This window comes from Dyadobacter sp. UC 10, assembly GCF_008369915.1.
Classification (GTDB): domain Bacteria; phylum Bacteroidota; class Bacteroidia; order Cytophagales; family Spirosomataceae; genus Dyadobacter.
On sequence record NZ_VSRN01000001.1, the window covers coordinates 328,628 to 353,762 of the forward strand.

Here is a 25,135-nt window from a genome sequence, read left to right on the forward strand (position 1 = left end):
TAATATGAAAAAATTTCTCAGCAACGTCTTCAAATTCATTTCGCTAGCTGTTGGACTTTACCTGATTCTGTTGGTTGCATCTCAGCAACTATTGCCGCCTGCCTATGTAAAAAATATTACTTATGTTCCAGGTGGCAATGGTCATCTTTACACTCGTTTAAATGAAGCTGATACCACAAAAAACATAGATGTTCTAATCTTGGGCAGTTCGCATGCATACAGGGGTTATGATACCAGAAAATTTAGGCTCAATGGACTGAGGGCCTTTAATCTTGGATCAAGCTCACAAACGCCGATTCAAACTGAACTTCTATTCAATGAGTATATCGATCAGTTCAACCCCCAATTAGTGATATTTGATATCTATCCGGTGCTGCTCGGATCAGATGGCGTTGAATCCACAATAGATATTTTATCTAACCAAACATTAAATATAAAAACTGCGAGCCTTGCATTAGGTTCCAGGAATATCAAGGTATATAATGCATTCTTGCTTGATATGCTGTTTGAAGGATTGGGAAAAGAAACAACAGAACCCGAACTTAAACCTAACGGGGATAAATATGTAGCTGGTGGGTACATAGAAACATCGCAAGATCATGTAAAAAAGGAACGCAAACAGCGAACAAAGCGCTACATAGTCGATCGCAAACAACTTGAAGCGGTAACGAATATTGTTGCTAGTTTAAAGAAAAGGAATATCCCATATATGTTAATACAAGCACCTGTGCGAAATGATGTATATAGTGCTGTCACTAATAATTCCGAAATGGATTCTATTCTCCAAAAGTTTGGAACATACTATAATTTTAATAAAAGAATTTTTCTTTCTGATCATGAATTCCTGGACGCTAGTCATCTCAATCAGCGAGGAGTAGATATCTTCAATAAACATGTCTTATCCATCGTTGCCGAAAAACTCGGGTCTGCGATTAGTAATGATCAAAAAGCTACATCAATCCTGAAAGTAACCTCCCATTCGACAGAGTAAATTTATTCAGTCGGACGATGATAATGTTATGGATAACGTAACCATGCTACAAAGAATGAATTTCAGAATTATTTGCTGTTTGCTATGAAAGCATTTGTTAATCACTGGGTACTTCCATTTTTGATTAAACTACTTACTTCCTCTGTGTATTCTGCTCTCGGGCCTACCGTGATTAAACGGGAGGCATTAAGTAACATCAGAGGTTGTTTCAATTTTCGACTGGGTATTTCATGAAGGCTTCGAAAAAACTTGTTGTGAGTGGTGTTTTTTGGAATAGTCTCCAACTTGTGGTTAATCAATCCTTTGCTTTCGTTATCCGCCTCGTTCTGGCAAAAATGCTTGTTCCGGAACAATTTGGACTCATAGGAATGGCAACCGTCTTCACGGGACTTGTTCAGGTCTTAAATGACATAGGAATCGGCGCTGCACTCATTCAGAAAAAGGATGACAGTTTACGAGAAGCACACTATCATACTTCTTTTTGGACCGGTATAGGCTGGTCTCTTTTCCTCTACACTTTTATTTGTTTAATTTTTGGGCCGCTCGCGGCAAAATTCTACAACGAACCGCTATTGGTTAAGCTAATTCCTGTACTTAGTATCGGTATTATCTCCGGACCGATCAATCTGGTTCACAAGGCCCAATTAACCAAGCAAATGAATTTTAAAAAGATGGCCTTCATCGATAATTCCTCGAATATTGCTGCGGGTTCGATTTCTCTCATTCTCGCATTCAGCGGTGCGGGAGTCTGGTCACTTGCATTCAATTCGGTGGCATCTATTGTGATTGCAATGCCTCTTTACTTTGCAGCCACGAAGTGGCGACCCAAGTTTATATGGGAGGCGGATGCTTTCAAAGATGTTTTTGGATTCGGCGTCTATACGGTCGGAACCAGCGTAGTCAATTACCTGATTAATAACATCGATTATCTGTTCATCGGTAAATTACTAAGTGCTCAGGCATTAGGGGCTTATACATTTGCATTTGTACTTACTGACACATTCAGAAGTCGCTTAATGAGTGTGATTAATAATGTGATGTATCCTATTTATGGTCAGAAACAATCGGATTCTGAATCACTGAAACGTTATTATTTACTGGTGCTAAATTACAATAGCATTTTTATTTACCCCATAATGGTATTTATGGCAGTTCTTGGAGAGCCTTTTATCCTAAATTTTTTTGGTACAAAATGGAGCGATTCTACTGCACCGCTACAAATCCTGAGCCTGTCAGTAATGGTTCACATGATGGTGAACAGCAATACTGCACTGATACGTGGAATGGGCCGTCCTGACCTAGAACTGAAACTTCAAATTTTTAAGGCGGTACTATTCATTCCTACTCTTATTTTTGGAATCGTCAACTACGGCATAGTTGGAGCAGCGTGGGCTGTATTAATAAACAAGGTTCTGGCGGTTATCATTGCTCAGTATACCTTCAATAGATTATTAAATATAAAAATATCAACATTGGAATTCTTTACGGCTGTCAAGGCTCCATGGCTCGCAGCGGCAGTTAGTTTTCTGGTTTCATATTTCCTATTTAAGATTTTAAAAACCTATTATTTATTTAGCGCATTTGCGCTTTTTGTAAGCTATTGTTTTGTTATATGGCTGCTTCTAGGCGAGCAGCTTAGACGTCAGTATCAACAGTATCTTGATTCAAAAACTTAAATCTTACCAATGATGATTAATAAGATAAAGGGTAAATACAATTATCTATCAAAAGTGTTTATTAGGGATACGCTGCCTCGTTTCTGTTACAAGTCTAATTTTCTATCATCGCTATATTACTTTTTATTTGATCCATCGTTCGCCAGAGAACATCGAGCAACTCTTACAGGAAAGGTAAAACACATAGAAGAGGCCCGAAAAACCAAGGCAAACTATTTCCTGTTGGTCAGAAATACTCATCGTATTGAAAAAGGTCTTCTTATGCGCCCTAAACGGGCAGTATTTGGCAAGGACTATCTTTCTGAAACCATCGACAGCTTCGAGGGTGTATGGAATGAGAAGGAAATCGTACATAACCCGCAAATGAAGTGGTTTTACGATGTTCTGAGTGAATACTTCTCTGGTGATCCGTCCGACCCGTTTATTGCCAGCCATCACCAACGATTTCTTGCTAAAACGCAATCACAAGTTCATAAAAATGGCTTTGCAAGCGATTGCTCAACGAAGTCTGTTCCCTATTACCGTCTTGACTCCGAAAGGAGTAGCATTAATTTCGATGAATTCTACAAATTAACTAAGCAACGCAGATCCGTCAGATGGTTTACCGACAAACCCGTGGCGCGGGAATTAATTGACAAAGCAATTTTAGCGGCTAACCAATCTCCAAGCGCCTGCAACAGACAGCCATTTGAATTTCGTATCTTTGATGATCCCGATTTGGTAGAAAAGGTTGTCAAATTCCCCATGGGTACAAAGGGTTACGGTCATAGCATACCGGTGATGATTGTGCTGATAGGAAATCTGGACGCGTACTTTGATGAGAGAGATCGCCATGTTATTTATATAGATGCTTCCCTGGCAGCAATGTCTTTAATGTTAGCATTAGAAACTATGGGATTAAGTAGTTGCGCTATCAACTGGCCGGACATAGAAGCCAGAGAAAAAATGATGGAGGACTTTTTGAAAATTAATAAACATCAAAGACCAATTATGTGCCTGGGATTGGGATATGCTGATCAGGAAGGTATGGTGGCATTTTCAGAAAAAAGGCCATTAAGTCAAATAAGACGCTACAATTAAATATACCGAATATGATTATTGAATTAAGGGGTGTCGAATTTGTGAATAAGGGCGCCGAATTAATGATGAAAGCGATCATTGCACAAATAAGAGAACGGTTTCCATCAGCAATACTCGTTATGGAAGTCAATACCCGAGCAACATCACTTCAGATTACTGAAAATGGGATGTATCATAAAATAAATAAAAGGAAATTCAAAATCGACTTGGCCAAAGTCGGAATGCTAATCCCAAAGTTTTTGCGCAGAAAAGCCGGATTTGTACTTCCTTCAGAAGTTAATGTTGTCCTGGATGGCTCGGGATTTGCATTTGGAGATCAATGGGGACCTCAATATGCTGAAAAACGTATCGGTTCTTCAATTGAAGCCTGGAACAGCAACGGAATCAAAACTATTCTTTTGCCTCAGGCTTTCGGCCCGTTTACCGACACAAAGCTCAAAACCGTGATGTCCAAGATTATAAAGAATGCAACACTGGTTTTCGCCAGGGATTCACAGTCTCAGACATACCTGATCGACACCTGTTCATCTAAAAACATTCATTTAGCACCTGACTTCACAAATCTTATTTCAGGAATTGTCCCAAAGGATTTTGACAGTGATAAATGTCAGGTAGCTATTATCCCCAACTATAAAATGATTGAAAAAAGTGTTGATCAGGACACCTATTTCAATTTCCTGTTCAAGACAATTGATTTAATAAAAGCCAACAATTTAAGACCCTATTTCTTAATTCACGAAGGACAACGAGATTCAGAAATTGCTGCGAATGTGAATGCAGCTTATCCGGGTGAAAAACTGGAAATAGTTTCTTATGATGATCCACTTATCATAAAAGGCATTATTTCAACTGCGAAATTCATAGTCTGCTCTCGTTTCCACGGTGTCGTCAGCGCACTTAGTCAGGCAGTTCCGTGCATTAGTACCAGCTGGTCCCATAAGTATGAAATGCTTGCCCGGGATTATTCTTTCGAAGAATCGGTTATCAAGGATTTGAGAAATTATGAAATGCTAGCCAGTCGGATAAAGGATTTTTCAGATTCGAAAATAAATCAAGAACTCCGTGCACGGCTAAAATCAGCCAGTGAAGCGCAAAAAATGAAGTCGAAAAAGATGTGGGACCTCGTCTTTGAGACAATAAAAAAATAGCGATTGTTATCATCTATTCAACTATTACAGTCAAGCCATGATATCAATAGTTATTCCTTGTTATAACTGTGAGCACTTTCTATCCAGAGCAATTGATAGTGTCTTGTCGCAGACATATACATATTGGGAACTATTGCTTGTTAACAACAATTCCAAGGATTCGACGCAGGTTATTATAGACCATTATGTGCAAGCTTATCCTGAAAAAATTCGCGCATTATTTGAGATAAAACCGGGAGCTCCTGCTGCTAGAAACAGGGGATTAAAAGAAGCGCGTGGCAAATGGGTACAATACCTCGATGCTGACGATGAACTGTTACCGGAGAAATTAGACGGGCAAATAGCAATTGCCGAAGCTAAACGGGTCGATTGCGTAATTGGAAATTGCTCAGTAGTCGGCGAACGAAATGGAAAGCCGTACAAAACTTTACGGCCAATAAACCGGGAAGATGTGTGGATTGCTTTGATTAATTCGCATCTCGGTATTACCAGTGCAAATATTTGGCGCACTTCACTTTTGCAACAGCTTGGTGGATGGAACGAAGAATTGACTTCTTCACAGGAGTATGATCTTTTGTTCAGGTTACTAAAAGCAGGTGGTAAGCTAAGCTTTGATGACAGCAACCGAACGATAATATACAAAGCGGATAGTGGTATTTCATTGAGCAAAAATTCCAGCAAGTTGGTATCGATCATTGATAACCGGGTAAAGCTCCGATTGCAAATCAGAGAATTCCTGACAAGTATTAATGAACTGACAAAAAAACGCAATAAAATGATTTTAACTTATATAAGCCGAGAGCTACTAAATAATAAGCTGGCTGTAAAGGATATCCCATCGTTGCAGAAAGTAGAATTCCTTTCCTCAATCCCCATAGACATCTTTTTGCAATTCCATATCGAAAAAACGGTAAAAAGAGCACTTGCGAAAATTAGAGTGTAATTCATTCTTAGTAAAGGGTTTGTAATTAATCAATCCAATGGAAGTATCTATTGTTATTCCCACATACCGGGATTGGAACAGATTAGCTAAATGTCTGAATACCCTGACTTTGCAGAGTTTCCCGAAAGGTGAAATTGAAATTATTATAGCCAATAATGATGTCCAGGATTTACCTCCAGGTGATTTCGAGCTACCAACAAATGCGAAGCTGATCAATGTAGCCCAACCTGGATCTTATGCTGCGCGAAATGCGGCCATTGAGATCGCCCGGGGTCGCATTATTGGTTTTACAGATTCAGATTGTATACCAGATCAAAACTGGGTTCGTAATGCTGTTGAATATCTGCAAACCCATCCCGAGATTTCACGGATTGGCGGCAGTGTAAAAATATTTTATCGCGAGGACAAACCTAACGAAGTGGAGCTTTACGATAATTTTTTTGCCTTCAACCAACGTGGCTATGTCCAAAACAATGGTACTGCTGTAACTGCCAATATGTTCACTTATGCCAGCACTTTTAAGGCGGTAGGCCTATTCAATTCAAAGTTAATGTCCGGTGGCGACTTTCAATGGGGAACTATTGCAAATAAGAATGGATTTAAAATCGCTTATGTGGAAGACGTCATGGTTAAACATCCGGCGAGAAATAATTTGACGGAATTATTGAAAAAGGAAAAACGTGTGGGCGATGGACAGGCTAATTTTCTACATCGTCAAAGTAAATTTGCCACCATATTTTCATTTACAAAGGCCTTCGTTCCAAAATTATGGGAAATAAAGATGGTTTTTAACAATGGAAAAGGAATTCCGCCAGGAAGCCTTCTAAAGGTTCTTATTTTGAGACAATATCTGGTGATCAACAGGGCGTATGCGAAGCTACAAGCACAGATCAGCATGATCGATAAAACAAAACTCAACTAAAATCTCTGTCTCCTGATATGAATGAGCTGGTATCAATCATAATTCCAACCTATAACAGGCGGGATCGACTACACAAATCTCTTTTGACCGTGATCAATCAGGATTATAGTCCAATTGAGATTATAGTTGTTGACGATGGTTCTACCGATCATACTGAAGAAATGGTCGCTGATCTCATTAAAACGGATCAGAAACTACCTCAAATCTTATTTTACTATAAAATAAAGAATTCGGGCGCGCCGACTGCCCGGAATTTCGGCTTTCAAAAAGCAAGAGGGAAATTTGTTATATTTTTCGATTCGGACGATCTGATGATAAAGGAAAGGGTAAGAAAGCAGGTGAGTATTTTAGAATCAACTCAAAGCGATTGCTGTGCGTGCGGATACTATATTAATGAGATTGGCGGAAAAACCTATCTTCCCCCAGTTTCATCAATAAACATGATGAAAGACTATATAAAGAAAAAGCTCAAGGGAAGTACCCAGAGTTGGATTTACAAGAGAAGTCTAGTAGAAGCAGTTGGCGGCTACGACCCTACCATGAGATGTTACCAGGATTCAGACTTGACATTTCGTATTCTTTTGACCAACCCCAAAGTTGTAATTATGGCAGAGCCGCTATCTATATTTATCGATCACAACGGTGCAGATAGAATTATGAGCAACTGGACAAGCAAATCCAGCTTAGAATCAATATGTAGATACTACGAAAAAATGGTCAGCCATTATGTGAAATCACGTGACTATGGATTAGCATATGTATCTCAACTCAGTTTTTTAAAAAGTGTGTTACCAAGTTTTCTTAGCCTCCGGGCTTATGCTGATATTAACCATCAAAAACGGCATCATTTTGAAATGATTAGCACACTGCCTCCTGCCTACCAGGCGTTACTCAAATCAGGTTTTATAATTAATCTGATAACTCAATCTGCTAAATTTTACATAAAAAAAATGTTAGGAAGATCGAACTGACGACCAACCTGAAACGAGATTCTGATTAAATGTGACAAGAATTTTGTTCGGTATCATTAAAATTGCCCAGCTCGATGTTGCAACAATATACAATTCCCGGTGCCTGAAAAGTAGAAAAGAAAGCGTATCTTCGTTTTGATACGGGACGGGCTAGATGGGTTTTATGATTCGATTTATGGACATAAATGGCAAGTCTTGGCAGTGACAGCGTAAGTTTGTGAGCCTTAGAACTGGCTTTTATAAGAATTGATGTTAAACGTAATGGCAAATCCGGAGATCAAGTGATATACATTGTTATTCCTGTTTTTAATAGAATCCAGTTCACATTAGAATGTCTAGCCAGCTTATCCAGGCAAACCTATCGTGATTTTAAAATTATAGTTGTTGACCACGGATCGACAGACAATACGTCACACATCATATCTCAGAAATTTCCTGATGTCACCGTGTTGACCGGTGATGACAGTATGTGGTGGACAGCAGCGACCAATTTAGGAATCAAATATATTCTGCAGACTGATGCCGATTATATTCTAACATTAAATAACGATCTTATTGTAGGTCCTGATTATATGAAGACGCTTGCAGACGCTGCTGCTGAAAATAGTCATTCGCTCATTGGTAGCGTTTCAATAGACATAGCTAATCGCAATAGAGTTGTCTTTTGCGGAACAATCTGGAATAACCTCACAGCTAAATATTCCAGACCTGTGGATCTGAACATGTCATACGAAGTACTCAGATCCAATTATAAAACGGTACCGTCGAGTTTGCTTCCCGGGCGCGGTACGCTGATTCCCACTAAAGTCTTTCAGGAAATTGGCTTTTTTGACGATATCCGATTTCCTCATTATATGGCCGACGAAGATTTATCTTATAGAGCTGCACAACGTGGTTATAAACTTCTGGTCAATGTTAAATCAGCGGTGTACAGTCATGTATCCGCAACAGGCTTATCAAATGTGCATATAAAGAAAGACTGGCGATACTGGAACGACTTTTTTAACTCAATCCGCTCTCCCAATAATTTCACTTTAAGGCGCAACTGGGCATTTCGAAACGGGAGAATTCCTCTATTATATTTTTTGTTTGATTATTCACGAATTATGTTTTCACAATTGAGAAAACTTAGAACGCAATAATGGTTGCAGGGTTATTCGTACGATTGTTCTGTACCTCGGCTAAGCCCCGATATTCTACATAAAACAACAACATGATATTTATACTAAGATTCTTATCGGATATTTTTTGGAATATTAAACCAATTAATATTTTGACCAACTTCGCTCTTTTGGTATTGATAGTAGTTTTAACGATACAAAATCGCGCTAAAATTGGTAAATATGTATTAACTCCATTATTCGCGATTGGGTTTTTCTCATTAATTTTATTATTAAGCTTTTACCGTAACCCAACATCAGAAACAGGTATTATTTTATTTAAAATTATACTTTCGTTTGTAATATTTTACTACGGGGCAATTTATGATAAGAATCCGAGCAAACTGATTTTCACAATTGCAAAAGTTAGCTGTGCGTTTATCGTGTTCAACATGATCCTGTCATTTACTCCCTACGCCTACCAGAGATGGGGTACTATAACGACTTTTTCCGGTTTATACTATTTCAAAACAGATATGGCATTGGCTCTTGTGGTCTTTTTAGCCTTTGTTTTAGCAAGTGATCAAATGAATATTTGGCTCAAAATTATGTCGATAGTATTTGCTGCCTACCTCGTTTATCTTACTAACGCCAGAATTCACATACTTACTATTTTTATTGTCATTGGTTGCTGGCTATATGGAGAAAGGCTTTTCATCAATATTAAGAGAAAAATTTTGTATCTAGTTCCAATTGGAATTGTCGGTTTTATATCGCTTGTTATAATTTTAAATTCAATTGGAGATGACAATATTCTGAAAATTGAGATATCCACGGGTAATGTCTATAACGATGCTAATCTTCAAGGAAGAAATCAGATCTGGAACGTATTGATCAGTAAATACCAGGCTGCAACTACTTATGATCAATTATTCGGAATGGGTTTGAATGCTGACGCTACATTGACTGTCGGAAATCTTGAAACCAATGCTTCACATAATGCACATAATGGCTACATCTTTCTGCTTATTGCAACAGGCTTTGTAGGGCTGTCGTCATTTTTTGTTATCCTATGGTTGTTTGCTAAACGATTTTTCCTTATTACCGATAACTATTCAACGATAATAAAGGAACGCACCACTCGTATTGTTGTTCACCCAGTACTCTATTTATTTTTTGTAAATACCTTGATTTTCTTAGTTGCGAGCCTTACAAATTCTGCAATCATGTTTCAGCAACAAACATGGTTTTTTCTCTTTTTTGCCGGATACCTGTTTAACTTTAGATTTAACTCATATTTATCTAAAAGGAAAAATGAAATAACTCATAAGAGAGATTTAGTTAATATTTAATGACGCGTTAAATATGCAAATGAAGGAATTTTGAGGCTTCGACCAGCATAACGAGAAAATGCATTGCCGGTATTTAACAATGCACAAAAGTTAAAATTCAAAGATAAACTGATGGCCCCAATATTATTATTCGTCTACAATAGGCTTGATACGCTAAAATTAACTGTTGACTCATTACTTAAAAATCCTCTTGCAAGCGAAAGCACGATCTTCATATTTTCAGACGCAGCAAAAAATGCACAGAATGAATCAGGTGTGGCGAAGGTCAGGGCATATATAAGGCAAATCTCAGGATTCAAGGAGGTAAATATCATTGAAGCAGCCAAAAACCTCGGCCTGGCTAATTCTATTATATCCGGTGTTTCGAAAGTGATAAGCAAATTCGGGAAAGTTATTGTCCTTGAAGACGACCTGTTATTAGCTTCAAATTTTCTTACGTTTATGAATAAAAGTCTCGATTTTTACGAAAACAACCCGGATGTTTTCTCGATATCAGGCTTCATCTTCGATATGAAGATAAAAGGCAGCTATGATTTTGATATTTTTTTCACCAAACGTCATTGTTCGTGGGGCTGGGCGATTTGGAAAGATCGATGGGAAGAAATTGATTGGTCAGTGAAAGACTACGACTTATTTATGAATTCCACCACCCAGCAAAAAAAATTCGATGAACTGGGAAGCGACCTCTCAGATTCATTGAAAAGGCAAATGAATGGTCAAATTAATTCCTGGGCTATAAGATGCAACTATCACCAATTTAAAAAGCAAACGTATACAGTATATCCGGTTTCAAGTAAAGTTGACAATTTAGGTTTCGGGGTAGAGGCAACGCACACTAATCAAAAATTTAATAAATATAAAACTACCTTGGAAAGGTCGCCAAAATTTGAGTTCGCTTTACCGGAATTTGTATTCGAAGACAAGGCATTAATTCGGACTTTCACAGCAAAATATTCGAAGTTGACACGCCTTTATTACTTTCTGCTTAACAAGATTTTTGGCTAGTTTATGTTCCTCAAATATCTATTTTGCGATTGGCCACGAAATCAGCGAAACATCAAAGGTAGACTTGTGATGGTTTCGTTTAGATTGGCCAGTTTAGGAAAGCTTAACAAGATCGCATTTATTCTACTTTTACCTCACCTGATTATGCACAGGATATTCGTCGAATGGTTCCTGTGTATAGAAATACCATACAAAACCTCGATAGGACCAGGTCTAACTTTATTTCATGGACACGCACTGGTCATCAACGACTCCTCCGTAATTGGTGAAAATTGCACGATAAGGCATTGCACAACAATCGGTAACAAGGAGAATTCTGATGGTTCTTTTTCTACTTCTCCTGTCATTGGAAAAAATGTTGACATAGGATCCAATGTATGTATTATTGGGCCAGTTCGAATAGGTAACAACGTAAAAATCGGCGCGGGGTCAGTTATTGTGAAAGACGTCCCTGACAACGTTGTGGTGGTAGGAAATCCGGGCCGAGTTATTAAACAGCTATGATTTGAAAATTCTTACAGTACATACTTTTTATCAGCAGAAAGGAGGCGAGGACTTCGTTTTTGATCAGGAGAACGCCTTGCTGAAATCGAATGTGGATATCCGTTCTTTTACTGGACAGAACGCCGGCGGCCTCAAAGGAGCTGTGCTATTTTTTTTTTCAATATGGAATAGCTCCGTCGGAACCCGTTTTAAGAACGAACTTAGATCTCACAATCCAGATGTAGTCCATATTCATAATCTGCATTATGCTCTCGGTCCTATTATCATTTATTTGGCAAAGAAAGCCAACAAAAAGGTTGTTGTGACGCTACATAATTTCAGACTTATCTGCCCCTCTGGAATTTTACTTCATGATGGCTCACTATTTCTCGATAGTGTAAAAAGCGACTTTCCATGGAAGGCAGTATTTAAAGGAGTATACAGGAATTCAGTTTTGCAAACTTTCTGGTTAGCATTTGTAACATGGTTCCATAAACAAATGGGTACATGGGATTTGGTCGATAAATATATTCTATTGACCGATGCTGCACGAAATCTATTTCTGGAATCAAGCTTAAAAATAAACCCTGACAAACTGATTGTTAAACCCAATTCAGGTCCACCATCCACTGTGGCAAAAGGCCCACGGCTGCCGCATTTCATGTTCGTCGGTCGTCTTACAGAAGAAAAAGGAATAGTAGCTATGTTAACCGCCTTCGAACAAACCGGATCGTACTTGAAAATCGCCGGAACTGGCCCTTTAGAAAATTTGGTTCAAGACTTCTGCAGTCGTTGTCGCAATATCAGCTACATGGGATCGCTCACGAAAGAAGAGGTTCTCTCCGAAATAAGCAAATGCTCTGCGTTGATTTTCCCTTCCATCTGGTTCGAGGGTATGCCCATGACAATCATTGAGGCATTTTCAACAGGTACACCGGTGCTGGCCAGTAATCTCGGAGCGATGTCCACTATGATTCAGGATGGAACGAATGGAATGCATTTCAAACCAAACGATAGCGGTGATTTGTGCAAAACCATCAAACGATGGAATGATCTTGGAAACGAAGAGAAGGCTGTAATAAGTAAAAATGCGCTTGATTCTTATGAAGCACTTTACACACCGGAAATAAATCGGCGAAAATTGCTTGAAATTTACAATTCTTTCTAATTCAGCGCCTTTTTCGCCCTCCCAACCCAGGTTCTGTACGATCCCAGTTAGCCCATTTTTTCACTTCTTCGGGTAATTCCAATTCCTTGATGTCTTGCACCGATTTGACAGAAATACTACTCTTATCTGAAACATTTTTTATTTGATATCCCTTACCCGTTACAATTTTCTTAGTACCGAAAGCGACTGTATTCTCAATATAATTTATTCTGGCCTTGACTTTTGTTGTATCGAAAAAGTCAGCAAGATGCGGATAAGCTTCGATATATGTACTCGACCTGATATCTACATCTTTTACAAGCCGACTTTTCAAACTGTTTTTGCCGAGGTAGGTTTCTGCCCATTTGGCGTTAGACCATGCTCCAACCGAATATGCCTTTGAACAGTTAATAAAAATGTTATTCCGCATTTTATTATCCGAGCCTCCGTTAATTTGGATCGCACCAAAATCTTTTAGGTCCCGTGGGCCCGTCTTAAAAAAAGTATTTCCTGAGATGGTAATCCCGCCGCTTCCATCATCAATATAAATTGCCGCAACCCGCCCATTGCCATTGTAGCCAATATTTTCAAATAAATTGTCTGTAATTTTGGTTCCGGCCGACGATGGATCCCTTCCGGTATAAACTGCACCTATATCGTCATAAACTCCACAAACGTTATAAATATGGTTATTTATAATCTGATGATTATTGCCCTTAAATATAATTGCCTGGTCAGGTGCATCGTGAATTTCACAGTTCGACACAACTCCCCCTACTCCTTCCAATTGAATCGCGGGCGAATAAGACTGGTACAATCTCGAATAGTTAGAAATATCACAATTAGAAATCGTGTTTTTGCCGGATTTTAATGTGCGCCTGTTCCCGCCTCCCATTATAATACCCCCCGATCCAGTTTGGGAGATTTCACAGTCCTCAATCAAGACACTTTCACTGGACGTAACATCCACCGCAACTAAACCTAGATTTCGGAATTTGCAATCCTTTATTGTGATATTATGAGAATTTGCAATTTGTACTGCGCTCCCCCTGGTAAGCGCGAATTCAATGTTGCTAATGGTAACGTTGCTTGCTTTATTAAGACGAAATATTGGTGATTCAAGTATTGAAACTCCGATGTTCTTGCCCTTTACATCACCTTCAGAAACGACAAACAGTTTCCCCTGTTGCTGATCAAGGTACCATTCATTTTCTGCATCAAGCTCCTCGAAAATATTATAAAAATATATTCCTCTTGAAAATATGTCTCCCGCGTTATTAACGGAAGTTTTACTGATTTTATAGTTTGACTTACCTCTTAGGCTCAGGACTTTAGTATTCTGGTCGAACGACTCAACCGGAAAATTATCATAAGACCAGGAAGCGGACATGTAGCCGGCTACCCAGACATCCTTAACAGTAGGCCATTTGGAAATTTCCTCTGTACTTGTGACAATCTGAGGACCATTTGTCCCTGCAGACAACTCCTTGGAAGTACCGGAATTTACGACCTGGTCTATTGGCAACAATGTCGTATTCGGCCATCTGGCCAACACTCCAGGTTTACCGTCTATAAACACCTCCAGATAAGACGGCAAACGCTCATTACCAAACCCATTTCTTTTTAGTTTCCCAAAATCAATAACACCTTGTGCTTTTAAATCTGTTTCATAAATCCTACCACGTATTTTCGGAGTTAGTTTCTGTAAAGACTTAGGGTCAGTGACACGCCGGAACTTATCCATATCAAGCATATGCCCACCAATCAACTTAACTTTTTCTTTACTGAAAGCTGAAATTTCAATTTCTTGTCTTGTGTTACTCTTTGATGAGTTCAGCGAGAGAGTTCTTTTGATTTCATATATCCCGCCGCGTAAATATATTTTAACAGTTGCTTCCGTGGACGTATGAGAAAATTGCAACGCCTTTTCTAGCGTTAAAAAAGGTTTCTCTATAGTTCCTGGGTTTGTATCCTTTCCTTCCAAAGACACGTAATATGACTTTGCGCCTGAAGTTTGTAATTCAGGCTGAATCATCCCGAGCAAACTTACCATCAAACAAACTATACTGATTTCAAATATCTTACTCATAAATCTATTGAGTTTATGCTTCTGCACATTGTCTGTTAAAAAACCGTGCAAATACAAACGAGCCTTATTACGTAATCCAGTTTTAACTAGCGCATTTACAATTGAATTATTCTATTATTCCGTATCATGTATTCCGTATCATGAATTTTCAAGACCCCGTAGCCATTGACAATGCAAATCACTTACAATAAGACACTTACCATACTTGCACATTTTCTAAAAAATCGTTTGCTTCTATTCAATTTGTTACTAAAATCATTTTCTTAATTTTATGCCCCCTTCCCGAGAGTTGCAATCTTATGGCGTTTTGGCAGCCAGACAGCTACTTTTTTAGAATGGAACAATAATAATTTTACTCAACGATCAGCATGAAACAGCATTTTCTCAGCATTGATATCTCCCTCAACCCATATCGACAATTCGTTGACGACCTGGTAGAATTAGCAAGGTCAGGAGCATCTGGTTACACCTGTGTAGCTAATGTACATATGTTAGTCGAAGCAGCAAATGACAAGAATTTTGCCAGCATTGTGAACAACGCTACTATTTGCACTCCTGACGGAATGCCGCTGGTATGGGGCCTCAAATTACTTTATGGGATCGAGCAGGACAGGGTTGCGGGGATGGATCTTCTCCCGGATCTGCTGAAAGAGACAGAGCGCCATGGTATTCCTGTCTATTTTTATGGAGGAACGCCCGAAACTATTGACAATACCCGGTATTATATTTCCCAACATTATCCGCAGTTAAAAGTTGCCGGAATGTACAGTCCTCCCTTCCGCGTCATAGATCAAGACGAAGAGCGCGAAATCGTAAATAACATCAACAACGGCCGCCCAGGGATTGTATTTGTCGCACTTGGCTGTCCCAAGCAAGAAAAATGGATGGCTGCGATGAAAGATCGTATCTCAGCGACAATGATCGGCATAGGTGGGGCGCTGCCAGTAATGATTGGCATGCAAAAAAGAGCGCCATCATGGGCAAGAAACGCTGGTCTCGAATGGCTCTATCGCCTTGCCCAGGAACCAAAGCGGCTGTTCAAAAGGTATGCGGTAACTAACTCTAAATTTCTCTGGTTACTTTTTAAAACGAAAATGCGCCTACTCTCCAAATCGGGTAATTAATCCGCAATATTTTAATTGCTACATCTACCAACTGCCCGAAGGAATTTTTGCCAAACCCAAATTCCAGCTTGCCGAAATGCTTCGACAGCCCTGTTTTATAAATATACGTGTTTATACTTTTGACTAAGTAATAGTACAAATAAAAGATTTGGTGTCACTAGTATTAAAACCATATAAGTAATGAGCGAATAATTTGCACTTTACTAATTTAATATGTTTTATCAATTTGCATATTTCAGTGATTAGTCGTAAACTTGTTCGACCGGCAGCACGTGACTGCTACAGGAAATCTCATTTGTTACCTGTAGCGGAGGTTTCGAGAAGGGGGGAGATCGTTACTGATCCGAATCTGTCGGTGCTAAGCCTCAAAAAACTCAACGTCAACTTTATATGAAAAATCACTATCCAGGACTTCTCCCGAAAGCACACTTATGGACTGATGTGATTCTCTTGAATCTTTCCTTCCTTTTGGCCTATTTACTTCGTTTCGAGGTGGGCTCCAATTTACTTCCAGATAATTACATTAATTTGCTCCTGGTCGCAAATTTGGTTTGGATATTTGCAATTCATATCCTGAAAACATATCTGTTCACGCGTCTTTCTTACCACTTCAATACCCAACTTGGGAATTTTCTAAAGGCGGTTTCTGTACATGCAGCAGCTATGATGGCGTTTCTTTACCTGTCCAAGCAAGGCGAAGATTATTCCAGATATCAATTTCTCCTGACCTACGGTTTGTTTGTAATGATGTCTACGGCGTCACGAGCCACCGCTGTTTTGTTTCTCAAACTTTACAGGCAAGCAGGCTATAATTATAACCGTTATGCCATCATTGGAAAGGGCGATTTGGCATATTTGATACGGGAATTCTATGGTGAGCGTAAGGAACTTGGATATCGATATTATGGTATGTTTGAGTTGGATGGCGAACAAAATGACATTTGGAATCTTGAAGCACATGTTAAGAAGAACCATTTGGACTACCTCTATTGCTGCCTATCGGAAATGAGCGATGATCAGGTTAGGGACGTTATCAAGCTCGGCGAAAGGTTAAGGACACAAATCCGCCTCGTACCCGATTTTCGCGGATTTATGACTAATATGGCCACAATCGAATACCACGATATGTACCCTATTATTCAGGTGAATACCAAACCGTTCTCAAGCTTCAACGAACAGACTGTGAAACGTGCTTTCGATCTTATTTTTTCAGGCATTGTAATGGTCTTGGGAGCACCCATCTTTTTTGTCGTATGGGCAGCAATCAAAATTACTTCTCCTGGACCCGTTTTCTTTAAGCAACATCGCTCAGGACGCTGGGGCGAAATGTTTTATATCTACAAATTCCGCAGCATGTATGTTGACGCAGATAAGATGGGATTGCAGCATTCGCAAGGTGATAACGATCCACGAATCACGCCGATCGGTCGCTTCTTGCGTAAATCTCGCTTGGATGAGTTGCCACAATTTATCAACGTTTTGAAAGGAGAAATGTCTGTGGTTGGTCCACGTCCTTTGTTTAAGTATGATGTTGACATGCTTATGGAAGCAGCACCACACGACTTTCAAAGATTACTTACCGTAAAACCAGGCATTACATCTATTGGTCAGATTAACGTTGGTTACGCTGATACCGTCGCTAAAAATGTGGAGCGGCTCAAGTATGACCTGCAATACCTAAAATCTTATAGTGTTTTTGATGATGTCAGGCTGATATTTAGAACAGTCCAGGTTATGGTTCTGGGAAGAGGACAATAAGTTTTAGAATTAGTAACCATTCAACTTTGCGAAAAGCCCGCCTGAAAAAAAATTTTCAGGCGGGCTTTTCGACAGTGAGCAGTACGGCTATTTTCGAAATATCCCTCATTCGGATCGTTCAATCCACCATCATCCCAACAATTCTATATATATTTGATTTCATTGCCTATACAATAACTTAAAAATTCTGAATGAAAATACTTGTTCTTGGCGCATCCGGACAATTAGGTAGTTGCTTAAAGAAAATCGCAGGAGAGAGAAATTTGATGGACATTTCATTTCCCTCTGAGCAAGACGGAAATATTTTGGACCCATCTTTGCTAGATAAGTTGTTTGCTAATGAAAGACCATCGTTCGTCATTAATTGTGCCGCTTACACAGCTGTCGATAAAGCGGAAGAAGAAATTGATATTTGCAGAAAAGTAAATCGCGATGGAGCGGCTAACATCGCAGAAGCCTGTAAAAAATACGGAGCTACGCTGGTACATATCAGTACCGACTTTGTCTTTAAAGGAGACGTAACCGGCCTGCTCAAAGAGACTGATCAGACGGAACCGGAAAATGTGTATGGGCTTACAAAATTAGAAGGCGAAACGGCGATATCGGAATTATTACCGGAACATTTCATTATCAGAACTAGCTGGCTATACTCTGAGTTTGGCAATAACTTTGTTAAAACCATGCTCCGGCTTGGGGCTGAGCGCGACCAGATCGGAGTGATAGTCGACCAGGTAGGTTCCCCCACATACGCAGTCGATCTAGCTGCTGCAATTCTAGACATCATTGATTTTGGCGATCAACAGTATGGTATCTATCACTACAGCAATGAAGGCGTCACGTCCTGGTATGATTTTGCAAAGGCAGTATTTGATATCAGTGGCACCGAAGTGAAAGTCAATCCGGTTAAAACCTCTGAGTATATAACCAAAGCGGTTCGACCTGCATACTCTGTTATGGACAAAAGCAAAATCAAACAGAACTTTGGCATCCAAATACCATACTGGCGCGATAGCCTCATCGTCTGCGTTGAAAGACTACAAGTGCCAACTTTTAAAAATTGACGTTTTTACGTATTGATAACGATCCTCCGAAAGCATTCTCAAACAATTCGCCCTGGTCCATTGAAACAGCTCCCTTGATCACAGAACCTCCAAGCAATTGCACAGGAACTTCTAATGCTAACAGTGCGGAAAACTGATAAATTTTCCCGGGAAAACCTTGATCATATGTCCCCTGATTGCTGGAAAGAGAAAATTTCGTCACCCAGGTGGCTGCATTCAGCTTACCCTTCAAACCAGCGTGAGTAACCCATACCCGATTATTATTTGTAAAAAAATCCGCATATTTTGGCCAATTGTTTTCCGCCGTAGCTGTTATGAAAGGCGTACCTATACCCCTTCCATAGTACGACCAGCCATCTCTGACCTGACCATTGTTAAAGTAGTCGTCTTTTCCCCTGATACCATTTCCGTCAGTTGTCTCACTCCCGCCCTGACTTTTCGTATAAAGCAATTCTAAGGTAAGCCTATCGACAGTGAAGTTGGCTTCGCCCCTGTTTTTCATTTTGAATATAACCCCATTCAAGCCATCTTTGATGTTGTTCAAATAAAACAATGACCCGTCTTCCACGAGATTCTGACGATAAAGGAAGATATTCACATTAGCCAGATCTAGCTCCAAACCTGCATCTAAACTGGCTACGTGGTTTCCGATACGATTTGTCCTATCGAAATTAGAAAGATCCTTTTTTTTCTTTGGTTTGAAACCGGTTACTACATACCAATAATTGTCGATCCCTCCCGGCATTTTTCCATTCTCTGTAAAATAGGGCGATCTTCCACCCCATTGCACAGCATGATTAAATCCTCCATGCAATTTTACTTTGCCGTCGGGCTTTCCTAACCGGACGAAAAGTGCCTTGTTGTGAAACTTCAAATGACTTGTCACAGGTCTCGTATTTTCAAGAAAACCATCTGAATAAAAGCCCTTGAAATAAACGAAATTCCGAATTAGCGGCACATAATTTTCAAATCCAATCTGCACTTTTGGAATAGGCAACGCATTACCAGACCACATATACGAACCTGTCCCCAGTTCATTGTCGTTGAATCCTACATATTCCTTCCTTCTCCCCACCGTCAGTTGAAAGCTTTTAAATGCAATGCCCGCATAAGCCTGTGGAAGTAAAAATTTGCTATTTTTACTTGCGTTACCTACTGCTTCCAAACCATATACATAAGTCCAGTTCTGCTTCGATTCAGTATTTTGAGAAAACGGCTGCCTTCCCACGACCCCGGCTCTCAGGCTTCCTACCTGGCCAGTAGTCGGAACAATACCCCATTGATTAGCGTGAAGCCAGAAAGGAGTGCGCGATGCAGTTGATCCGTAGGCGGCTAATTCCACCCAGGCGTTCGTGTGGCTGATGGTTGTGTCTGTGTCCTGAGCAATTGCCGGAGTAGCCAGTGCACATATAACAGAGCAACCCGTGACGGTTAAAAGTTTACGCAGGGAGATCGATGAATGAAACAATCTGTTGTAGGTTGATGTCATTAACTAATGATTTATTTAAACGTTGAGTCAGACTTTTGATCCTCAAAAGTTAACAAATAAAGCAAAAAATCATCATTATCTGACTACGAACTCGTAACTCCCCGACCCTGCTCCGACAATCGTATAGCCACGTTCTGTCCCGAGCAGCTTCACTGATTTGGTCTTATTAAGGCCTTCTTTATTGACTAAAATATTCTGCTCACTCGGGGAAGGGACATGAATTCGGGCCACAGTATTCACTGGCACCGTTACTTTCAAACGAAGTCCGCTATTACTTCTCTCCCACTCCGAAACGATCTCACCGTTCATTGTGACAAGGGAAGCCTTTAAATGATTAATGCCATCTTTTCCCATACCGGCAGGAGCGATCTCGGGCCGGATATCGAAGGTTGCAAAACCTGGCTGAGTAGCCTGTATTCCAGCTGCATTACCAAACATCCATTCGCAAACCGCTCCAAATGCATAGTGGCTGAACGAGTTCATTGCTGCATTATATTTGAAACCATCTTCCTTCGTATAGCTGTCCCAACGCTCCCAGATAGTAGTCGAGCCATTTTCGACCTCAAAACCCCACGACGGAAACTCCTTACTTAAAAACAAACGGTAAGCCAGATCTGAATTCCCGGTGGCAGACAATGCAGGTAACAGCGGCTTTGCTCCCAGAAACCCGGTGCCAAGCTTATTATTATTCTCCTGTAAAAGCGCAACCAGCAAATCGCCGGACTTTTTCGTCTGGGACTTGTCTACGATATTCATATAGATCGCATTTGCATAGGCTGTTTGGGTATGGCCGGTAAAGCCCAGCGCCCCGTCTACATAACCCGCCCCGTTGCCATATGCCTTTGCATCGCATTTAAAATGTCCATTCTCATCGCTGTAATGCTCCAAAACCGCTTTTCTGACCTTGGCAGCAAGTGCCGTATATTCCTGTTGATCTTTTTGGTTCTTAATTGCACCTGCCATTTCCGCCATCAGATCAGCGCAGTAAGCATAGTAAAAGGAGGCGAGCATATCCGGCGGGGTTTTCTTGCCGAAAGAAAGCCAGTCGCCAAATCCCCCTTTCGGGTCAATGTCAGCGAAAGCATTTTCTTTGAATACGTAAGTCCCCTTGCTCCTCTTCTCGAGGAAATCCATAAACCGGGACATTTCCGTCCAGCCCCGGCTGATCATGCGCGTGTCTCCATAAGCACGGTAAATCTGGTATGGACAAATGATGCCGGCTTCCATCCAGCCTGGTGAGAAGGTATCTGTTTTCCGTAGATCCGGCGCTGGCGCGTAAAGCGGGTAAGCGCCGTCCTTTCGCTGACCGTCATTTAAATCAACTACCCATTTGGTAAAAAAGGAAGCCACATCGCGGTTAAAAGTAGCCGACTTGACATAAACCTGCGCGTCACCCGTCCAGCCGATACGCTCATCGCGCTGCGGACAGTCCGTTGGAATATCAATATAATTGGCACGCTGGGTCCAGTCGATATTGCTGTACAGCTGCTTAACCATGGCATTATCTGTCTGAAACGACCCGGTTTGGGGGGTATCCGAACCAATAACCAGGCCGGTAACTGCGTCCTTGGCGGGTTTGTAGTCGAGCCCTGCAAGTTCTACATATTGGAAACCGTGAAATGTGAATTGCGGCTGCCAGGTCTCACCCTGCGGGTCGCCTTTCAATATATAAGTATCAGTTGCCCTGGCCATCCGCAGGTTCTCCGTCATCAGCCTGCCGTCGGGGTGCAGCTTTTCCCCAAAGCGCAAACGGACCGTATCACCGGCTGCACCCTTGACTTTGATACGGACAATTCCGGCAAAATTCTGGCCCATGTCAAAAATATAACTGCCTCCGGGCCGGTCAGCAATGCTTTTGACATCCAGAGTCTGGGTAATCCTTACCGGCGGACCGGGATACACCTGGATCAGTCGCTCGGGTTTATCAGCAAATACCTGCGCTTTCTCCCACTTACTGTCATCAAAACCAGTTTTGTTCCAACCAGCTGGTTCGAGCCGCCCATCATACGTTTCGCCATTGAGCAGGTCAGATTCCAGCAGCGCGCCTTTGCTGGCTTTCCAGGACTGGTCTGTTACAAATGTCTCTTTGTTCCCGTCATTGTACTCAACTTCCAGCTGCGCCTTCAAAAGCGGTACTTTTCCATAAAATGCACGTACAACAGGGTTTTGCACCAAAAAAGAATAGCCCAGATACCCTGCATACCATCCATAGGAAAGCTGGGAAGCCAGTGCATTTTCTCCGGGTTTAAGATCCGAAGTAACGTCGTAGGTTTGGTAGTAAACCCTTTTATCATAATCTGTCCAGCCTGGCGTCAGGAATGCATCCCCTGTTTTTTTTCCATTGATTTGAAATTCATAAAGACCCAGCGCGGTGACATAAAGTCTGGCTTTTTTGAGTCCTTTTTTGATCAAAATCTGCTTTCTCAGATAAGGCGCGGGAGGTAAATGGTAAATTTTTCCTTTGCCTAAATGATCCAGGTCAAGTCCGATCCAGTCTGCTTTCCATTCACTTTTTGCAAGAAGCCCCATTTCCCAGAAGGCCGTTTCGCTCCATTTCCCGGCAACTCCGTTATTGTCCCAGCTTCTTACTTTCCAGTAACAGACGTTTCTGGAAGCGAGCGGCTTTCCTTTATATTCGATCTGATAGGTAGCGCGACCGGCCGTTTTCCCTGTATTCCAAAGATCTGCTTTTTCTTCCGTCAGCTGCTCAGCCGAGCTGGCCACCAGGATCTGGTAAGCTGTTTGAAGCTGGTTATTTTCGCTGGATTGCAGTTGCCAGCTCATACGCGGGCTCTTCTGGTCGGTAACCGGGTTGACCTTGTATTCGCAGCGCAGGTAGATCGGGTCGATACCGCTTGCATTTACAACAGTAGTCAGTAATGCCGGTAAAAGCAGGTATAAAAAGATTTTCATGAAGTTAGTCTGGCTAGCGTAAAACTTTTACGCCTTTGGGCGCGTCTATGTTGGATTTAATACTGCCGTCGGCCTGCTTTTCATGGCGCACTTTGACTACTCCAAGCGGCGTAGGATAAGTACCTTCCGCCCAGGTCAGATCACCCAGATTGGGCTGCACGCGGATCGTCTTTCCTCCTGCTTCTACGATACTGATGCCCAATACGTGTTCCGAAAGCCAGGCAGTCGGGCCCGAGGCCCAGCCGTGGCAGAGGCTGTGACGCAGGTTTTTGTAACAATAAGCACCGAAATCGCCATGAATATCATCCTTACCCTCCGGCACGAGTTCATCGATCGGCGCCGCATTTTTGGTCCAGGCCAGATCAAAATCCTCCCAGAAAGTCGTTGCTCCCATATCGAGCATTCCGCCCCAATAGTTGCGGATGCAGTTCAAAGCGCCGTTGTAGTCTTTGGCCTTTGCTTTGGCCTGCAGCATATAATAGCCGTAAAACGTAGAAAAGCGCTCACATTCACCCTGCGAGATCACATCCGCATTCGCCTTTTCGGACGGAACCAGCCCAGCCAGCGCCAAAAGTGAAGCTGCCTGCTTGGATCCATTCATTTTGGGCACATACAGTTTGAGCTGATCAGCTGTTTTCTTGCACTTGGCCGCTTGTCCTGGTTCGTCCAGAATAGTGCACAATTCCGCTCCCGCTTCCAGGCTCATCACCATCATCGCGTGCAAACCGGCATGTATTCCCTGCGGGTTTTCGCTTGACGGCCAGTCCAGAAAACGTGTGCCGTCCAGGTTTTCTTTATTGTCTTTTGTTTTCTGGATCAATAAATCCAGCAGACCCACCAGGTACTTTTGCTGCTTGCGCAGGTATGCCAAATCACCCTGATTTTTATATAAATCTCTATGTATCAAGACCCACCACATTGAATAGGCACTGATCCCATTCATCCAGCCCGGTAGCGGGGTAATATCGCGCGCCTGGTCCAGACTTTTGGCAACTACTTCATTTTTCCCAAAAACAGTATTGATCGTCATCACTTCCGGGTGCATATCCCCAACCCACACCAGCCGGTCGCGCTTGATCCCGTCCCACAAATATTCCTGCATATTTAAATGGACTGTGTACGCGCCCACATCCCATATCTGGTTGAGCCGCTCATCATTGCTTTTGAATGAGCCCAGATAGGGAATATCCCGGAACTCGAATACGGCCCTGACTTCTTTCAGCTGTAACTCACGATCCGGGTCAACCAGATCGATCCTGGCGAAACGAAAACCTGAATTTCCAACCTGCATACTACCCAGCCAGGGTACCTGCACGACAAAATCACGCATAGCATGGTCATTGGTTGCGCCCTGGATCGTGTCAATATCGGACATGGCTTCACTAACCGATTCGCCGAAGCGGATCCTGACCCGCATGGGTTTCTGGTTCGCAGGCTGGTCGGTGATCAGCTGAATTCCACCCTGTATCTCTTTTCCAAAATCGAAGAGTATCCCCGGCGTTTGATCTCCGGTACTGATCATTTTACAGAAATTCTGATGCACCAGATCAGCCTGCCCGCTGCCTTTGACAAGTAATTTCTGGGCGTCTATCACACTTGTAGACGTCTTATCGGAGGTCCAGACGATCCGCTTAGGCGTAAGATAATGGCGGATTCGGGAGTCTTTCTGGCTTTCGTAAGTTTTATCGAAAATAGGCGGAAGCCCCTGAGAGCGGGCGTCGTAGCTGGTCAGCAGCAGCGTATAGCAAAGAATCGTCAGGTAATTTTTATACATAAGGATTTAGGATTCATTGTAATATTGCAGGAAAATAAATGATTATAGTTTTACCAACTAACCTGTTGTGTCCTGCTGGGGGATTAAGGTGGGCTTATTAGATCAGTGG

At 41.4% G+C, this 25,135-nt stretch carries 19 protein-coding genes; 15 read left to right on the forward strand and 4 right to left on the reverse strand.

Features of this window, described 5'->3' with window-relative positions; genetic code table 11:
• The first annotated feature begins 4 nt into the window (after positions 1–4).
• The 12 genes from FXO21_RS01155 to FXO21_RS01210 all read left to right on the forward strand — a co-directional run bounded on the left by FXO21_RS01155 (position 5) and on the right by FXO21_RS01210 (position 12,839).
• A complete protein-coding gene (locus FXO21_RS01155) occupies positions 5–991 on the forward strand; it encodes a hypothetical protein (RefSeq protein WP_149638376.1) in 987 nt (328 codons plus the stop codon).
• A gap of 230 nt (positions 992–1,221) precedes the next feature.
• Positions 1,222–2,667: a lipopolysaccharide biosynthesis protein gene (locus FXO21_RS01160; RefSeq protein WP_149638377.1), complete on the forward strand. Its 1,446-nt coding sequence runs from the start codon at positions 1,222–1,224 to the stop codon at positions 2,665–2,667.
• Positions 2,668–2,676: 9 nt separating this feature from the next.
• Positions 2,677–3,747 (forward strand): nitroreductase family protein, encoded by a 1,071-nt coding sequence (locus tag FXO21_RS01165; protein ID WP_225865519.1) that lies wholly within the window; start codon positions 2,677–2,679, stop codon positions 3,745–3,747.
• An 11-nt stretch (positions 3,748–3,758) separates the two neighbouring features.
• Positions 3,759–4,895: a polysaccharide pyruvyl transferase family protein gene (locus tag FXO21_RS01170; protein ID WP_149638378.1), complete on the forward strand. Its 1,137-nt coding sequence runs from the start codon at positions 3,759–3,761 to the stop codon at positions 4,893–4,895.
• Positions 4,896–4,932: 37 nt separating this feature from the next.
• Positions 4,933–5,838: a glycosyltransferase family 2 protein gene (locus FXO21_RS01175; protein ID WP_149638379.1), complete on the forward strand. Its 906-nt coding sequence runs from the start codon at positions 4,933–4,935 to the stop codon at positions 5,836–5,838.
• A gap of 37 nt (positions 5,839–5,875) precedes the next feature.
• The gene (locus tag FXO21_RS01180) at positions 5,876–6,760 is read left to right on the forward strand and encodes a glycosyltransferase (RefSeq protein ID WP_149638380.1); all 885 of its coding nucleotides are present in this window, start codon (positions 5,876–5,878) and stop codon (positions 6,758–6,760) included.
• Between the two features lie 17 nt (positions 6,761–6,777).
• A complete protein-coding gene (locus tag FXO21_RS01185) occupies positions 6,778–7,731 on the forward strand; it encodes a glycosyltransferase family 2 protein (RefSeq protein ID WP_149638381.1) in 954 nt (317 codons plus the stop codon).
• A gap of 281 nt (positions 7,732–8,012) precedes the next feature.
• The gene (locus FXO21_RS01190; RefSeq protein ID WP_192579139.1) at positions 8,013–8,873 is read left to right on the forward strand and encodes a glycosyltransferase family 2 protein; all 861 of its coding nucleotides are present in this window, start codon (positions 8,013–8,015) and stop codon (positions 8,871–8,873) included.
• 131 nt (positions 8,874–9,004) lie between these two features.
• A complete protein-coding gene (locus tag FXO21_RS01195) occupies positions 9,005–10,183 on the forward strand; it encodes an O-antigen ligase family protein (RefSeq protein WP_192579140.1) in 1,179 nt (392 codons plus the stop codon).
• Between the two features lie 63 nt (positions 10,184–10,246).
• Positions 10,247–11,188, forward strand: a complete 942-nt coding sequence (locus tag FXO21_RS01200) for a glycosyltransferase family protein (RefSeq protein WP_225865520.1) — start codon at positions 10,247–10,249, stop codon at positions 11,186–11,188.
• Positions 11,189–11,332: 144 nt separating this feature from the next.
• Positions 11,333–11,692: a serine O-acetyltransferase gene (locus FXO21_RS01205; protein WP_225865521.1), complete on the forward strand. Its 360-nt coding sequence runs from the start codon at positions 11,333–11,335 to the stop codon at positions 11,690–11,692.
• A gap of 1 nt (position 11,693) precedes the next feature.
• Positions 11,694–12,839 carry a glycosyltransferase gene (locus FXO21_RS01210; RefSeq protein ID WP_149638385.1) on the forward strand — a complete coding sequence of 382 codons (1,146 nt, stop codon included), beginning with the start codon at positions 11,694–11,696 and terminating at the stop codon, positions 12,837–12,839.
• Position 12,840: 1 nt separating this feature from the next.
• Here the strand turns inward: FXO21_RS01210 and FXO21_RS01215 are convergent, their stop codons facing one another.
• Positions 12,841–14,907, reverse strand: coding sequence for a right-handed parallel beta-helix repeat-containing protein (locus tag FXO21_RS01215; protein WP_149638386.1), 2,067 nt, complete (start codon positions 14,905–14,907; stop codon positions 12,841–12,843).
• A 368-nt stretch (positions 14,908–15,275) separates the two neighbouring features.
• Between FXO21_RS01215 and FXO21_RS01220 the strand changes: the two genes are divergently transcribed.
• The 3 genes from FXO21_RS01220 to rfbD all read left to right on the forward strand — a co-directional run bounded on the left by FXO21_RS01220 (position 15,276) and on the right by rfbD (position 18,850).
• The gene (locus FXO21_RS01220; RefSeq protein WP_149638387.1) at positions 15,276–16,031 is read left to right on the forward strand and encodes a WecB/TagA/CpsF family glycosyltransferase; all 756 of its coding nucleotides are present in this window, start codon (positions 15,276–15,278) and stop codon (positions 16,029–16,031) included.
• A 390-nt stretch (positions 16,032–16,421) separates the two neighbouring features.
• Positions 16,422–17,789 (forward strand): sugar transferase, encoded by a 1,368-nt coding sequence (locus FXO21_RS01225; RefSeq protein ID WP_149638388.1) that lies wholly within the window; start codon positions 16,422–16,424, stop codon positions 17,787–17,789.
• Positions 17,790–17,980: 191 nt separating this feature from the next.
• The gene (rfbD, locus tag FXO21_RS01230) at positions 17,981–18,850 is read left to right on the forward strand and encodes a dTDP-4-dehydrorhamnose reductase (RefSeq protein ID WP_149638389.1); all 870 of its coding nucleotides are present in this window, start codon (positions 17,981–17,983) and stop codon (positions 18,848–18,850) included.
• Here rfbD and FXO21_RS01235 read toward each other — a convergent pair.
• From FXO21_RS01235 to FXO21_RS01245, 3 genes are all read right to left on the reverse strand, one after another.
• On the reverse strand, positions 18,840–20,339 hold the full coding sequence (locus tag FXO21_RS01235; RefSeq protein WP_149638390.1) for a capsule assembly Wzi family protein: 1,500 nt from the start codon (positions 20,337–20,339) through the stop codon (positions 18,840–18,842). The genes rfbD and FXO21_RS01235 overlap by 11 nt on opposite strands.
• A gap of 75 nt (positions 20,340–20,414) precedes the next feature.
• Positions 20,415–23,252 carry an alpha-L-rhamnosidase gene (locus FXO21_RS01240; RefSeq protein ID WP_149638391.1) on the reverse strand — a complete coding sequence of 946 codons (2,838 nt, stop codon included), beginning with the start codon at positions 23,250–23,252 and terminating at the stop codon, positions 20,415–20,417.
• 13 nt (positions 23,253–23,265) lie between these two features.
• Positions 23,266–25,026 carry an alpha-L-rhamnosidase-related protein gene (locus FXO21_RS01245; protein WP_149638392.1) on the reverse strand — a complete coding sequence of 587 codons (1,761 nt, stop codon included), beginning with the start codon at positions 25,024–25,026 and terminating at the stop codon, positions 23,266–23,268.
• Positions 25,027–25,135 lie beyond the last annotated feature (109 nt).